This window comes from Bradyrhizobium diversitatis (assembly GCF_016031635.1).
In the GTDB taxonomy this organism is placed as follows: domain Bacteria; phylum Pseudomonadota; class Alphaproteobacteria; order Rhizobiales; family Xanthobacteraceae; genus Bradyrhizobium; species Bradyrhizobium diversitatis.
In genome coordinates this window covers 286,362-299,540 of the sequence record NZ_JACEGD010000011.1, presented here as the reverse complement: position 1 = coordinate 299,540, position 13,179 = coordinate 286,362, and the positions used below count along the sequence as shown (strand labels likewise).

General features: G+C 66.1%; 13 protein-coding genes. 7 read left to right on the top strand and 6 right to left on the bottom strand.

Going from position 1 to position 13,179, the window contains the following annotated elements:
- The first annotated feature begins 17 nt into the window (after positions 1 to 17).
- Positions 18 to 1,406, top strand: coding sequence for a LysM peptidoglycan-binding domain-containing M23 family metallopeptidase (locus tag H1B27_RS13500; RefSeq protein ID WP_197966376.1), 1,389 nt, complete (start codon positions 18 to 20; stop codon positions 1,404 to 1,406).
- A gap of 169 nt (positions 1,407 to 1,575) precedes the next feature.
- Here H1B27_RS13500 and H1B27_RS13495 read toward each other — a convergent pair whose 3' ends face one another.
- Positions 1,576 to 2,568 carry an ATP-binding protein gene (locus H1B27_RS13495; RefSeq protein WP_197966375.1) on the bottom strand — a complete coding sequence of 331 codons (993 nt, stop codon included), beginning with the start codon at positions 2,566 to 2,568 and terminating at the stop codon, positions 1,576 to 1,578.
- 182 nt (positions 2,569 to 2,750) lie between these two features.
- Here H1B27_RS13495 and yajC point away from each other — a divergent pair, with 182 nt between their 5' ends.
- From yajC to H1B27_RS13465, 6 genes are read left to right on the top strand one after another with little or no spacing between them, the layout of a single operon-like run.
- The gene (gene yajC, locus H1B27_RS13490; protein WP_028179502.1) at positions 2,751 to 3,119 is read left to right on the top strand and encodes a preprotein translocase subunit YajC; all 369 of its coding nucleotides are present in this window, start codon (positions 2,751 to 2,753) and stop codon (positions 3,117 to 3,119) included.
- Positions 3,120 to 3,166: 47 nt separating this feature from the next.
- Complete coding sequence (gene secD, locus H1B27_RS13485; protein WP_197966374.1) at positions 3,167 to 4,771, top strand: protein translocase subunit SecD; 1,605 nt, start codon at positions 3,167 to 3,169, stop codon at positions 4,769 to 4,771.
- Positions 4,772 to 4,781: 10 nt separating this feature from the next.
- On the top strand, positions 4,782 to 5,801 hold the full coding sequence (gene secF / locus H1B27_RS13480) for a protein translocase subunit SecF (protein ID WP_061881785.1): 1,020 nt from the start codon (positions 4,782 to 4,784) through the stop codon (positions 5,799 to 5,801).
- 60 nt (positions 5,802 to 5,861) lie between these two features.
- Positions 5,862 to 6,245: an Mth938-like domain-containing protein gene (locus tag H1B27_RS13475; RefSeq protein ID WP_061881784.1), complete on the top strand. Its 384-nt coding sequence runs from the start codon at positions 5,862 to 5,864 to the stop codon at positions 6,243 to 6,245.
- A complete protein-coding gene (locus H1B27_RS13470; RefSeq protein WP_197966373.1) occupies positions 6,242 to 7,105 on the top strand; it encodes a phytoene/squalene synthase family protein in 864 nt (287 codons plus the stop codon). Before H1B27_RS13475 ends, H1B27_RS13470 begins: the two co-directional genes overlap by 4 nt.
- A gap of 45 nt (positions 7,106 to 7,150) precedes the next feature.
- Positions 7,151 to 8,392 carry a threonine ammonia-lyase gene (locus tag H1B27_RS13465; protein ID WP_197966372.1) on the top strand — a complete coding sequence of 414 codons (1,242 nt, stop codon included), beginning with the start codon at positions 7,151 to 7,153 and terminating at the stop codon, positions 8,390 to 8,392.
- Between the two features lie 19 nt (positions 8,393 to 8,411).
- On the opposite strand, the gene H1B27_RS13460 is transcribed toward H1B27_RS13465, so the two are convergent.
- The 5 genes from H1B27_RS13460 to H1B27_RS13440 all read right to left on the bottom strand — a co-directional run bounded on the left by H1B27_RS13460 (position 8,412) and on the right by H1B27_RS13440 (position 13,126).
- Positions 8,412 to 9,590, bottom strand: coding sequence for an aminotransferase class V-fold PLP-dependent enzyme (locus H1B27_RS13460; RefSeq protein ID WP_197966371.1), 1,179 nt, complete (start codon positions 9,588 to 9,590; stop codon positions 8,412 to 8,414).
- A 77-nt stretch (positions 9,591 to 9,667) separates the two neighbouring features.
- Entirely contained in the window at positions 9,668 to 10,225 is a 558-nt protein-coding gene (locus tag H1B27_RS13455) for a CAP domain-containing protein (RefSeq protein WP_035677946.1), read from the bottom strand.
- A 94-nt stretch (positions 10,226 to 10,319) separates the two neighbouring features.
- Positions 10,320 to 11,414 (bottom strand): AMP-binding enzyme, encoded by a 1,095-nt coding sequence (locus H1B27_RS13450; RefSeq protein ID WP_061881780.1) that lies wholly within the window; start codon positions 11,412 to 11,414, stop codon positions 10,320 to 10,322.
- Between the two features lie 7 nt (positions 11,415 to 11,421).
- Complete coding sequence (gene trmFO / locus H1B27_RS13445; RefSeq protein WP_197966370.1) at positions 11,422 to 12,849, bottom strand: methylenetetrahydrofolate--tRNA-(uracil(54)-C(5))-methyltransferase (FADH(2)-oxidizing) TrmFO; 1,428 nt, start codon at positions 12,847 to 12,849, stop codon at positions 11,422 to 11,424.
- Positions 12,850 to 12,973: 124 nt separating this feature from the next.
- Positions 12,974 to 13,126 (bottom strand): DUF1127 domain-containing protein, encoded by a 153-nt coding sequence (locus H1B27_RS13440; protein WP_007590701.1) that lies wholly within the window; start codon positions 13,124 to 13,126, stop codon positions 12,974 to 12,976.
- Positions 13,127 to 13,179: the final 53 nt, after the last annotated feature.

Below are 13,179 nucleotides of genomic sequence, written 5' to 3'. Positions count from 1 at the left end.
CGTACGAGTGAGTAACCATGTCCGCTGTCGCCGAGTTGCTTTACTCGCGCCGCGTGCCGCAGGTCGCGGCGCTGGCGCTGATCTCCTTCAGCTTTGCAGGGTGCAGCGCCGACATGTCGTCGCGTCTGTCCCAGACGAATTTCTCCAATCCCTTCGCCTCGGAATCCACGGGATCGGTGCAGCAGGCGCCGCCGCAGCAGCGTGAGCTGCCGCAATATGCGCGGCCGCAGACGCAGCCCGGCTATTATCAGTCGCAGCCCTTGTCGGCGCCGGCAGTGTCCGCGCCGCAATCCTATCCGGTCGCGTCGGGTGGGGGAGTGTCCGGTGGCGGACGCGGCGTCGGCTCCTATGCGCCTCCGGCGCAGCCGCGTCTCGAGACCACGGCCACCGTGCCGCCGCGCTCGGTTGCGGCCGCCCAGCCGACCGGCGGGACCAAGATCATCGTCGGTACCAGCGACACGCTGGACGTCCTGGCGAAGCGCTATCGCGTCACGCCGCAGGCGATCCTTGCCGCCAACGGCTACAAGGGGCCGCGCGCGCTCTCGCCGGGCCAGCAGCTGATCATTCCGCATCCGGCGACGGCCGCTGCACCGGTGCCCGCGCCGGCGATGGCGCCCGTTGCGGCAGCGCCCGCGGCCAAGCCGGTTGCGGCCATGGCTGCGCCGTCGAGCACCCATTTCGTCAATCGCGGCGACACGCTCGCCAGCATTGCGCGGAAGAATCGTATCTCGGCGGCTGAACTCGCCCGTGCAAACGGCCTCGATCCGTCGGCCAAACTCAAGCTCGGCACCAAGCTGACCGTGCCCGGCGCGAAGACTGCGGCCGTCGCGGCGCCGGTTACTGCGGCTCCGGTCGGGGCTGCTCCGGTGGCCGGAACGCTCCAGCCCGTAGCGGCCGCTCCCGCGCCTGCCACCAAGATGGCGGCGGCCACGCCGGTGCAGAGCGCGCGCCTGGCCCAGGCCACGGCCAATGTCGAAGAGAAACCCGCCGAGACGCCGGCGAAGGCCGCGGAGGCCACCGGTGCGCTGCCGACCTTCCGCTGGCCCGTCCGCGGCAAGGTGGTCACGAGCTACGGCGCCAAGACCAATGGCAAAGCCAATGACGGCATCAATCTCGCGGTGCCCGAAGGGACGCCCGTGAAGGCGGCCGAAGACGGCGTCGTCGCCTATTCCGGCAACGAGCTGAAAGGTTACGGCAATCTGGTCCTGGTTCGGCACTCCAATGGCTACGTCACCGCATATGCCCATGCGAGTGAGCTGTTGGTGAAGCGCGGCGACACCATCAAGCGCGGCCAGGTCATTGCCAAGTCGGGTCAATCCGGGGAGGTGGCGTCGCCGCAGCTCCACTTCGAGATCCGCAAGGGATCCAGCCCGGTTGACCCGCTTCAATTCCTGAACGGGGCGTGAGGCCTCCGCTTCGGTCGGGCACACCCTCGCCAAAAACACGTTGTCATCGTCCGCGAAGGCGGACGATCCAGTATTCCAGAGACGCCAGTTGTTGAGCCGATAAGCCGCGGCGTACTGGATCGCCCGCTTTCGCGGGCGATGACAGTTGAATTCGGGGTAACAGCTCCCGCTACTTCGCCGTCAGCTTCACACCCAGCCGTCCCGCCAGCTCCTGCACGAACTGCCAGGCGACGCGGCCCGAGCGCGAGCCGCGCGTCGTCGACCATTCCAGCGCCTCGCGCTCCAGCGCTTCGTCATCGATCCTGATGCCGAAATGGCTGCAATAGCCGCGCACCATGGCGAGATATTCGTCCTGGCTGCAGCGGTGAAAGCCGAGCCAGAGGCCGAAGCGATCCGATAGCGAGACCTTCTCCTCGACCGCTTCCCCCGGATTGATCGCGGTCGAGCGCTCGTTCTCGATCATGTCGCGCGCCAGCAGGTGGCGGCGGTTCGAGGTGGCGTAGAGAATGACGTTCTCGGGCCGGCCCTCGATGCCGCCTTCGAGCACGGCCTTGAGCGACTTGTAGGAGGCATCGTTGCCGTCGAAGGAGAGATCGTCGCAGAACACGATGAAGCGGAAGGACGAGGCCCGCAGCTGCTCCATCAGCGCGGGGAGGCTCTCGATGTCCTCGCGGTGGATCTCGATCAGTTTCAGCTTGTCGGCCGGTTTGCGCTCCGCGTTGATGCTGGCATGCGCTGCCTTCACCAGCGACGACTTGCCCATGCCGCGCGCACCCCAGAGCAGGGCGTTATTGGCCGGCAGGCCATTGGCGAAGCGCTCGGTGTTCTCCATCAGGATGTCGCGCATCCGGTCGACGCCCTTCAGCAGGAACAGCTCGACGCGGCTGACGCGGGGCACGGCCGCGAGGCACCCGTCGGGATGCCAGACATAGGCGTCCGCGCGCTCGAACGACTCGGCCTCGGCGGCCGGCATGCCCTGGGCGGAGAGGTGCGCCGCGATCGTCTCCAGCGCGCGCACGATGCGCTCCTGGGACAGGTCTGGGGCTGCCTTGGCTATGGCTTTGGAGGCTGCCGTGGGGCGTTTTGCCGCGACGCGGGCGGGCTTCCTGGCAGGGGTGCGGGGGCCTTTGCCGGCCGGGCTTTTGCTAAGGTTTTTGGGCATGTCCGAAGTTCCTGAGAACGCAGCCTTATCGGGCCTGACGGCGCGCCGCAAGGTGGCCCAAAAGGGCGGTCTGGCAGCGTTGCAATTGGGGCAATGGCCGCTATAGTCCGCGCGAATTTGACCGAACCGGTCGCCCTCGAGGGCCTGACCGGCTTTCCCCCGTTCTCACGAGGATCGTCCGAATGCTGATTACCCCTGCGTATGCCCAGGCCGCGGGCGCCGGCGACACCAACAGCATGTTGATGTCGCTGCTGCCGTTCGCCCTGATCTTCGTGATCATGTACTTCCTGATTCTGCGTCCGCAGCAGAAGAAGGTCCGCGACCACGCCGAGCTCGTGAAGAACATCCGCCGCGGCGACACCGTCGTGACCTCGGGAGGCCTCGTCGGCAAGGTCACCAAGGTCGTCGACGACGACCAGATCGAGTTCGAGATTTCCGACGGCGTGCGCGTGCGGCAGATGCGCCAGATGATCTCCGGCGTGCGAGCCAAGGGCGAGCCGGCGAAAGAAAGCTCGAAGGATAGCGCCAAGGACGACACCGCGGCGAAGTGAGCGCTCGCGCGAGTCTCTCAAGTCTCCTGATCTGACAGGTCCAGTCGATGTTGTATTTCACGCGGTGGAAGGCGCTGGGGATTATCCTGACGGCGCTGATCGTGTGCCTCTGCGCGATCCCCAACTTCTTCCCCGAGGAGCAGGTCAAGACCTGGCCCGCCTGGGCGCAGCGCCGGCTCGTGCTCGGCCTCGACCTCCAGGGCGGCTCCTATCTGCTGCTCGAGGTCGATTCCAACTACGTGAAGAAGGAGCGGCTCGACCAGGTCCGCGACGACGTTCGCCGGACGCTGCGCGATGCCAAGATCGGCTTCACCGGCGGCGTCACCGTGCGCAACGACGCGGTCGAGGTTCGGATCACCAAGGAAGGCGATGCGCAGGCTGCACTCGCCAAGCTGCGGGAGCTGTCCCAGCCGCTGGGCGGCCTGATGGGATCCAGCGGTCAGCGCGACCTCGAGGTGGCTGATGCCGGCGGTGGTGTGATTCGCCTGAGCATCCCGCAGGCCGCGATGCTCGACCGCATGCGCAAGACCATCGAGCAGTCGATCCAGATCGTCGAACGCCGCGTCAACGAGCTCGGCACCGTCGAGCCCGTGATCCAGCGCCAGGGCAATGACCGCATCCTGGTGCAGGTCCCGGGTCTTCAGGACCCGACGCGCCTCAAGGAACTGCTGGGCAAGACCGCGAAGATGGAATTCCGCATGGTCGACACCTCCGTGCCGCCGGACCAGGCGCAACAGGGGCGGTTGCCGCCGGAATCCGAGCTGTTGATGAGCGCATCGCCGCCGCCCACGCCCTACGTGGTCAAGAAACAGGTGCTCGTCGCCGGCGGCGACCTGACCGACGCCCAGGCGAGTTTCGACCAGCGCACCGGCGAGCCGGTCGTCAGCTTCAAGTTCAACTCCTCGGGCGCGCGCAAGTTTTCGCAGGCCACGACGGAGAACGTCGGACTGCCCTTCGCGATCGTGCTCGACAACAAGGTGATCTCGGCGCCCGTGATCCGCGAGCCGATCACCGGCGGTCAGGGCCAGATCTCCGGCAATTTCACGGTGCAATCGGCCAACGATCTCGCGATCCTCCTGCGCGCCGGCGCGCTGCCAGCGCCGCTCACGGTGGTCGAGGAGCGCACCGTCGGTCCGGGCCTCGGCCAGGATTCGATCGAGAAGGGCGAGCTTGCGGCCTATGTCGGCTCGATCCTCGTCATCGTCTTCATGCTGCTGACCTACCGTCTGTTCGGCGTGTTCGCCAACATCGCGGTGGCGATCAACGTCGCGATGATCTTCGGCCTGCTGTCGCTGCTCAATGCCACGCTGACCTTGCCCGGCATCGCCGGCATCGTGCTCACAGTCGGCATCGCGGTGGACTCCAACGTGCTGATCTACGAGCGCATCCGCGAGGAGCTGCGCGGCGGCCGCAACGCGATCTCGGCCATCGACGCCGGCTTCAAGCGGGCGCTCGCGACCATCCTCGATTCCAACATCACCACCTTCATTGCCGCCGCGGTGCTGTTCTACATCGGCACCGGCCCGGTGCGCGGCTTTGCCGTGACGCTCGGAATCGGCATCATCACCACGGTGTTCACCGCCTTCACCATGACCCGGCTGATCGTAGCCTGGTGGGTGCGGTGGAAGCGGCCGCAGAGCGTGCCGATCTAGGAGCCTGATCGTGACTCACACCGTTCTCATCGGGCTCGGCGTCCTCATTGCCATTCTCACCGTGGTCTCGGTGTTCGGCTGGCTGCCGTCGCTGCGCATCGTCCCTGACGATACGCATTTCGACTTCACGCGCTTCCGCCGCATCAGCTTCCCGATCTCGGCGGCGCTATCGATCGTCGCGATCACGCTGTTCTTCACGCATGGCCTGAATTTCGGCATCGATTTCAAGGGAGGCACGCTGCTCGAAGTGCGGGCCAAGTCCGGCGCCGCCGACATCGCGGCGATGCGCACGACGCTGGATGGCTTGCGTCTTGGCGAAGTCCAGCTGCAGCAGTTTGGCGGACCCGAGAACGTCCTGATCCGCGTCGCGGAGCAGCCGGGCGGCGACGCCGCCCAGCAGGAGGCCGTGCAGAAGGTTCGCGCTGCGCTTGGCGATTCCGTCGAATACCGCCGCGTCGAGGTGGTCGGCCCGCGCGTCTCAGGCGAATTGCTGGCCTACGGCATGCTCGGCCTGATGCTCGCGATCCTGGGCATCTTGATCTATCTCTGGTTCCGCTTCGAATGGCAGTTCGCGCTCGGCGCCATGATCGCGAACGTGCATGACATCGTGCTGACCATCGGCTTCATGTCGATCAGCCAGGTCGATTTCGACCTGACCAGCATCGCCGCACTGCTGACGATCCTGGGCTATTCGCTCAACGACACCGTCGTCATCTACGATCGTATCCGTGAAATGCTGCGGCGCTACAAGAAGATGCCGATGCCGCAGCTTCTCAACGAGTCCATCAACTCGACACTCTCGCGCTCGATCATCACTCACTTCACGGTGACGCTGGCGCTGCTTGCGCTGCTGTTGTTCGGCGGACACGCGATCCACAGCTTTACCGCAGTGATGATGTTCGGCGTGGTGCTGGTCGGCACCTACACCTCGATCTTCATCGCGGCCCCGATCCTGATCTACCTCGGCGTCGGCGAGCATCGCGAAGATGCGCCCGATACGGCTACGCCGGCGAAGAAAAACAAGGCATGATCCGAACCTCGTGCCCTCGCAGGAGTTTGCGAGGGCAGTAAGCCCATTCGGACGAAGCTCATGGCCGGCGATCCCAATGCTCCGCATTTCCCGCGCTCGGCGCCGATCGATGCCTATGGCAAGGGCGGCTTTGCCTTTGCCGGCATGTCGCATCGGGGCTCGCTGCTCTGCCTGCCGGACGCGATCTGGGCCTGGGACGTGACGGACCCCCAGAAGATCGATCGCTATTCGCTGGATCGGGTCTTCACGGCCGCCAACAGCATCGACACGCTCCTGGTCGGCACCGGAACCGGGCTCTGGCTGCCGCCGCCGGAGCTGCGTCAGGCGCTCAAGGCGGTGAGGGTGGTGCTGGACACGATGCAGACCGGACCCGCCGTACGCACCTACAACATCATGATCGGCGAACGGCGGCGGGTTGCCGCTGCGCTGATCGCCGTGCCATGAGCAGCCCTGCGCCGCCGCCCGATTCCGTTGCCTTCTGCGCCGAGCTGGTGCGCAGCCATGACTTTCCACGCTACGCCGCGACCCTGTTCGCGCCGGTCGCCGAGCGCCGTGCGTTGCTGGCCCTGTATGCCTTCAACGTCGAGATCGTCCGCGTCCGCGACCAGGTGAGCCAGCCTTTGCCGGGCGAAATCCGCCTGCAATGGTGGACCGATATGCTGTCAGGCCATGTCCATGGCAGCGCCGAGGGCAATCCGGTGGCGGCCGAGCTGCTCCGCGCGATCCGTGATTTCAATCTTCCGGTCGAGCCGCTGTCGCTGCTTGCCGACGAGCACCAGTTCGATCTCTACAACGACCCGATGCCGACCATGGCCGCGCTGGAAGGCTATCTGGCCGCGACCTCATCGGCGCTGTTCGGTCTGGCGGCGCAGGTTTTGGGACCGCCGTCGGAGGCGGTCGATCATCTCGTCCGCCATGCCGGGCTGGCGCAGGGCATCGTGCAGGTCATCGCCAACTTGCCGCGCGATGCCGCGCACCGGCAGTTGTTCCTGCCGCAGCAGCTGATGGAGAGGCACAATTGCAGCATCGAGGACGTCTTCGCCGGCAAGGAGACACCCAATCTCCATGCGGTGCTGGAGCAGCTTGCGGGTGAAGCCCGCCAGCATCTGACGACGGCTTCGTCGCTGCTGGCACAGGTGGCACCGTCGACGCGGCCGGCGTTTCTGCCGCTGAGCCAGGCGCAGGCCGATCTCGAGCGCCTGTCGCGTCCGGGACGCAACCCGTTTACGCTGCAGCCGTCGTCGCGGCTGCGCACGCTCTGGACATTGTGGCGCGCCTCGCGATCGCGTGAATTTACCAAATAGCGGCTGGCTTATCGCCTGAGCCCGCCAAATGCTCTATGCTGTCCTATGGCTGACTTATCCCGAAGCACGTCCGATCTCAGCGGCTTTCCGGTCGCACCAAGCGACATTCTTGCGGCCGCCGAGACCATCCGCGGCGCCGTCGTTGAGACGGCCTGCAGCCATAGCCGAACACTGAGCAGCATCTGCGGCTGCGACATCTGGCTGAAATTCGAAAACCTCCAGTTCACCTCCTCGTTCAAGGAGCGCGGCGCGCTCAATCGGCTCACCGCGCTGACGCCGGAAGAGCGCGTGCGGGGCGTGATCGCAATGTCCGCGGGCAACCACGCGCAGGGCGTCGCCTACCACGCCAAGCGGCTCGGCATTCCCGCCACCATCGTGATGCCGATCGGCACGCCCATGGTGAAGATCGAGAACACCAGGCATCACGGCGCCGAGGTGGTTGTCACGGGCGCGACTCTGGAAGAGGCGGCGGGCTTCGCGCGCAGCCACGGTGAAGCGCGCGGCATGATCTTCGTCCACCCATATGACGATCCGCTTGTCATCGCGGGACAGGGCACGATCGGGATGGAAATGCTGAAGGCGGTACCGGATCTCGACACGCTGGTCGTACCGATCGGCGGCGGCGGGTTGATCAGCGGTATCGCCATTGCCGCGAAATCGATCAAGCCATCGCTGCGGATATTGGGCGTCGAGGCCTGGCTCTATCCCTCGATGTACAACGCCATCCATGACGGCAATCTGCCGGCGCGCGGCGACACGCTCGCCGAGGGCATTGCGGTGAAATCACCGGGCAAGATCACCACCGAAATTGTGCGCCGCCTCGTCGACGACATAGCGCTCGTCAATGAAGCCGAGCTCGAACGCGCGGTCGCCACCCTGATCTCGATCGAGAAGACCGTGGTCGAGGGTGCCGGCGCCGCGGGCCTCGCCGCGCTGATGTCCGATCCGTCCCGTTTTGCCGGCCAGAAGGTCGGCCTGGTGCTGAGCGGGGGCAACATCGATACGCGGCTGATTGCCTCCGTCCTCACCCGAGAGCTGGCGCGCGAGGGGCGGCTGACGCAGTTGTCGCTCGATATTCCTGATCGCCCCGGGCAGCTTGCCGCCGTGGCCGCGCTGCTGGCCGAAGCCGGCGCCAACATCATCGAGGTCTCGCATCAGCGGACCTTCTCAGATCTTCCGGCCAAGGCGACGCTGCTGCAGCTGGTCATCGAGACCCGCGACAGCGCGCATCTCGACGAGGTGATGGCGAGACTGAGCGCATCCGGACTGAGCGCGCGCTGCACCTGAGCGGTGCGCGGGCATGCCGCTACCGCGACGCCAGAGCCACGAGGTGACCGATCAGCCGATCGACCTCGGCTTCGGTGTTGTAATAGTGCGGCGATGCCCGCACGAGCGGCGGCAGCGAGCGGAGCTCGGCATCGATGCGGGTACTTGCTGGATCCGACGCGCCGATCGTGATGCCGGCGGCGGCAGCGCTGCCCACGATGGCGTCCGCCTCATACCCGTTCATCGTGAAGCTGACGATGGCGCCCGGCGCGCGGCCGAGGTCGCGAATGGCGAGGCCGCGGACCGACGCAAGGCCGCCCCGAAGGCGGTCCGCCAGCAGACGGCAGCGCTGCTCGATGGGATCCATGCCGATATCGAGTGCATAGTCAACGGCAGCGCCGAGCCCGAGCCGGGCCGCATAATTATTCTCCCAGGTCTCGAACCGGCGCGCATCGTCGCGGAGCCGATATTCATCGCGAGAGACCCAGGGTGCTGCAAAATGGTCGATCATCGGCGGCTCGAGCTGCTGCAGCAGTGCGCGGCGGACGTAGAGAAAGCCGGTGCCGCGCGGGCCGCGCAGGAATTTGCGGCCCGTGGCCGACAGCATGTCGCAGCCGATGGCTTCGACGTCGACCGCCATCTGCCCGACCGCTTGGCAGGCGTCGAGCAGATAGGGAATGCCATGCGCCCGCACGATCCTGCCGATTGCCTCTGCCGGATTGACCAGCCCGCCATTGGTCGGAACCCAGGTGATGGCGATCAGCTTCACGCGTCGGTCGATCATGCGCTCCAGCGCGTGCAGGTCGAGCTCGCCGCTGGCATCGCTCGGCACCACGTCGATGATCGCGCCGGTGCGCTTGGCGACCTGGAGGAAGGCGACATAGTTGGCGGCGTATTCCGCTTCGGCGGTCAGGATCCGGTCGCCCTGGCGAAACGGAAGCGAATAGAACGCCATCTGCCAGGCAACCGTCGCGTTCTCCACGAGGGCGATCTCGTCTGGGGCGGCATTCAGCAGGCGCGCGACCGAGCCATAGACCGCGTCGAGCCGATCGGACTCACGGTCGGCGGCGGCATAGCCGCCAATCTCGCTTTCCAGGTCGATATGTCCCTTCACCGCCGCGACGACCGGCGCCGGCATCAGAGCCGCACCCGCATTGTGCAGGTATGCGAGCCGGGAGGCGGCAGGCGTGTCGGCGCGTATCCGGTCGAGGTCAATCACTTGCGCCTCCGCTTCTCGCGATCTTCATGCATGAATTAGACGCGTCGAGGACTGCGAGCAAGACGGCGCAGTCTTGCTCAGATGCAGAGGCTGAGCAGCTTGATGGTGCAGGTGCTGGATTTGGGTTTGGTTGCGGGCGCCGCCTCGCGCTTCACGGCAACCAGCGGCTCCTTGTCCTTCTTGCCCTTACCCTTGCCCTTCGGCTCGTAATCGCCGGCGATCACCATGGCCCAATAGGTGCGCTTGCCGCTGGCATTCTTGGCGCTGGCGATGCCGACGCGGGAGGCGTTGTGCAGCAGCAGGTTCTTGCGGTGCCCGGACGAGTCGATCCACTGTCCCAGCGTCTTCTCGAAATTGTCGTAGCCGTAGGCGATGTTCTCGGCGGCGCGGCCCGCGCCCGCCGGCGCGACGCGGCGGTTGAAGGGCCCGAGCGCATCATGACTGAGGTCGTCCTTCGCCGCCATCGCGCGGGCCTGATCCATGGCAATGCGGTCGAGGGTGGCATCGCGAACGACGCGGACCTCGCCGTGCTTGAGACGGAAGCTCGAGATCAGCTCGGCCGGCGAGTCAGCCATCGCGGGCGCGCCTGCCAGCAGCAGAAGGCCGGCGATCATCCCGCCAATCACACGATGCATCATCGTCCCCCGAGTGCCCATGATCTTTGCCAGCCCTGCGCTATCCAAGCGTTTCTCTATCGCCAATGTGGACGCTTCAAGGCACGCCGCAATACTAACCCGCCGGCAGCTTCGCCTCGAAATTGAAGCGGTCGCGCAGGTTCTTGCGCTGCTCCAGGATATCCTTGAGGAAGGCGCGGTCCTGCTCGTTCTTCATCATCGGCTCGATCAGGTCGAGCTGGTTCATGGCGACCAGTTGCAGAACCTCGGTGCGCGGCGCGCCGCTCGCGTTGCGCGGCAAGGCGTGCACGATCTGGATGTGCTCGGGCGGCTTCGGTCCCTTGGCGGCGGCAAGCTCGCTGCGGAGCTGGCCTTCGAGCGCGGCCTGATCGGCTTCGACGAAGGCATAGAGCCCGACGCCGGAGCGGCGGTCGGCAAAGGCGACGATGGCGGTGTCGCGCACGGCAGGATTCCGGCGGATCAGCTCGGCGAGCACCGGCGCGTCGTTGACGAGCCGGCGGCCGCCGCCCTCGCGGTCGGTAAAGTTGAACAGGCCGCGGGTGATGGCGCGATAGACCTTCTTGCCGGTGGCGAGCCACAGGCGCGCGGCGAACGACTTCTTCGCCAGGATCTTCCGCTCCCGCGGCGTTAGCGCCTCCGGCGCGTAGGAGCGCTTGTGCTTCAGAAGATGCCGCAGGTCTTCATAGGCCAGGATGCGATAGAGCCGGCCGCGACGGCTGAAGCACGCGGCGAGCTGAAAATCGGTCACGTAGGCGCGGCCGTCGCGGCCGACCAGCCAGTTCTGCTCCTTGGCGAGATCGTTGTGGCAGATGCCGGCGCGGCGCAGCCGGCGCAGCGCGGCCTTGGCCGAGCGGAAATAGGCGAGATCGCCATGCGGCTTTGCCAGATGCAGCGCGACGCCGTCGACGAAGCCGCGCACCAGCGCGCGGCGTCCGGCCCACAGCAGCTCGGGACCGACATTGAGGCCTTTGGCGCGCACCAGTGCATGCTTCTCGCGGGCGAACAGATGGCGTGCCAGCAGAAACGACCACCATGGCACCTCGTCGAGCCGGCGCAGCACCGCGTCGGTCTCGCCGCTCTCGGCGCGGAAGCGGCCGCGCTCCACGGTCGAGAACACGTCGCGCTTGAGCAGCACGCCTTCGGTCCAGCGCGCCGACAGCTCTGCGGCGTCGTCTTTGGGGAGGCTCATCGAAGACTCATGCGGCGGCGGCAATGCGAAGATGATCGGCGATCCAGCGATCGAGATCGGCGAGCGCCCGTGCGCTCAGCGCCTGTTTCTTGGCCACCGTCTTCTCGTTGCCGCGCAATCGCGTGCCGTCGGGCTTCTTCGTCGGTACCGTTGCGAGCGGCGGGAACAGGCCGAAATTGACGTTCATCGGCTGGAACGACCGTGTGCCCGGCTCGATGGTCTCGATATGGCCGCCGGTGATGTGGCCGAGCAGCGATCCGAGCGCAGTCGTGCCCGGCGGACTGACAAGCATCCCGCCGCGTGCGTCCGCTGCCGCATAGAGACCGGCGATCAAGCCGACGCTGGCGGATTCCACATAGCCCTCGCAGCCCGTCATCTGGCCGGCAAAGCGCAGCCGCTTCTGTGCCCGCAACCGCAATTGGGTGTCGAGCAGCTTCGGCGAATTCAGGAAGGTGTTGCGATGCAGGCCGCCGAGTCGGGCGAACTCGGCCTTCTCGAGACCGGGAATGGTGCGGAAGATGCGTTGCTGCTCGCCGTACTTCAATTTCGTCTGGAAGCCGACGATGTTGTAGAGCGTGCCGAGCTTGTTGTCCTGACGGAGCTGCACGATCGCATAAGCCTTCGTGGCGGGATCGTGCGGATTGGTGAGGCCGACGGGCTTCATCGGACCATGGCGCAGCGTCTCGGGGCCGCGCTCCGCCATCACTTCGATCGGCAGGCAGCCGTCGAAATAGGGCGTATTGGTCTCCCATTCCTTGAATTCGGTCTTCTCGCCGGTCATCAGCGCGGCGACGAAGCTGTCATACTGCTCCTTTGTCATCGGGCAGTTGATGTAGTCGGCTCCATTGCCGCCGGGGCCGACCTTGTCGTAGCGCGACTGGAACCATGCCACCGACATATCGATGGACTCGCGGTGCACGATCGGCGCGATGGCGTCGAAGAAGGCGAGGGCGTTCTCGTCGGTCAGTTCGCGGATGGCGTCGGCCAGCGGCGCGGAGGTGAGCGGGCCGGTGGCAATGATGACGTTGCTCCAGTCGGCCGGCGGCAGGCCCCCGACCTCGCCACGGGCGATCTCGATCAGGGGATGATCTTTCAGCGCCTTGGTAACGGCCGCCGAGAAGCCGTCGCGGTCGACCGCGAGTGCGCCGCCGGCGGGCACCTGGTTGGCATCGGCCGCGCGCATGATCAGCGAGTCGAGCCGGCGCATCTCCGCGTGCAGGAGGCCGACGGCGTTGTTGGCGGCGTCGTCCGATCGGAACGAATTGGAGCAGACGAGCTCGGCGAGCTCATCGGTGCGGTGCGCCTCGGTCATGCGGGTCGGCCGCATCTCGTGCAGCACCACCGGCACGCCGGATTTCGCCACCTGCCAGGCAGCCTCAGAACCGGCGAGGCCGGCGCCGATCACGTGGACGATGTTGGATTGGGGTCCTGTCATGGGGCGGACAGGTAGCGCTTTTCGGCGGAGAGTGGAATCGCCGAGATCGAGTTTTCTGCCACCAGAGACGACAACGCCCGCACGAGGCGGGCGCTATCGGGTCGTCCGGTCGGGGCTGAAATGATCAGCCCTGATACTGACCGGCGGCAACGCGCGGGATGTCCGAGCGATCGAGGCCGATATCGGCCAGTTCGCGATCGCTGAGCTGGGACAGCTCGGCAACATTGCGCTGATAGTCCCGGAAGGCCTGGATCATGCGGATGAGCGAGAGCAGCATTGGTAGTCTCCTGTAGTTCGATTCAGCTCTTGCCCGAGCCTCATCGTTGAAGT

Bases quoted from the DNA above. Each gene is read 5' to 3' on its own strand.
- yajC (WP_028179502.1), top strand. From the start codon at position 2,751: ATGCTGATTACCCCTGCGTATGCCCAGGCCGCGGGCGCCGGCGACACC.
- H1B27_RS13440 (WP_007590701.1), bottom strand. From the start codon at position 13,126: ATGCTGCTCTCGCTCATCCGCATGATCCAGGCCTTCCGGGACTATCAG.
- H1B27_RS13470 (WP_197966373.1), top strand. From the start codon at position 6,242: ATGAGCAGCCCTGCGCCGCCGCCCGATTCCGTTGCCTTCTGCGCCGAG.
- H1B27_RS13465 (WP_197966372.1), top strand. From the start codon at position 7,151: ATGGCTGACTTATCCCGAAGCACGTCCGATCTCAGCGGCTTTCCGGTC.
- secD (WP_197966374.1), top strand. From the start codon at position 3,167: ATGTTGTATTTCACGCGGTGGAAGGCGCTGGGGATTATCCTGACGGCG.
- trmFO (WP_197966370.1), bottom strand. From the start codon at position 12,849: ATGACAGGACCCCAATCCAACATCGTCCACGTGATCGGCGCCGGCCTC.
- H1B27_RS13450 (WP_061881780.1), bottom strand. From the start codon at position 11,414: ATGAGCCTCCCCAAAGACGACGCCGCAGAGCTGTCGGCGCGCTGGACC.
- H1B27_RS13475 (WP_061881784.1), top strand. From the start codon at position 5,862: ATGGCCGGCGATCCCAATGCTCCGCATTTCCCGCGCTCGGCGCCGATC.
- H1B27_RS13500 (WP_197966376.1), top strand. From the start codon at position 18: ATGTCCGCTGTCGCCGAGTTGCTTTACTCGCGCCGCGTGCCGCAGGTC.
- H1B27_RS13455 (WP_035677946.1), bottom strand. From the start codon at position 10,225: ATGCATCGTGTGATTGGCGGGATGATCGCCGGCCTTCTGCTGCTGGCA.
- H1B27_RS13495 (WP_197966375.1), bottom strand. From the start codon at position 2,568: ATGCCCAAAAACCTTAGCAAAAGCCCGGCCGGCAAAGGCCCCCGCACC.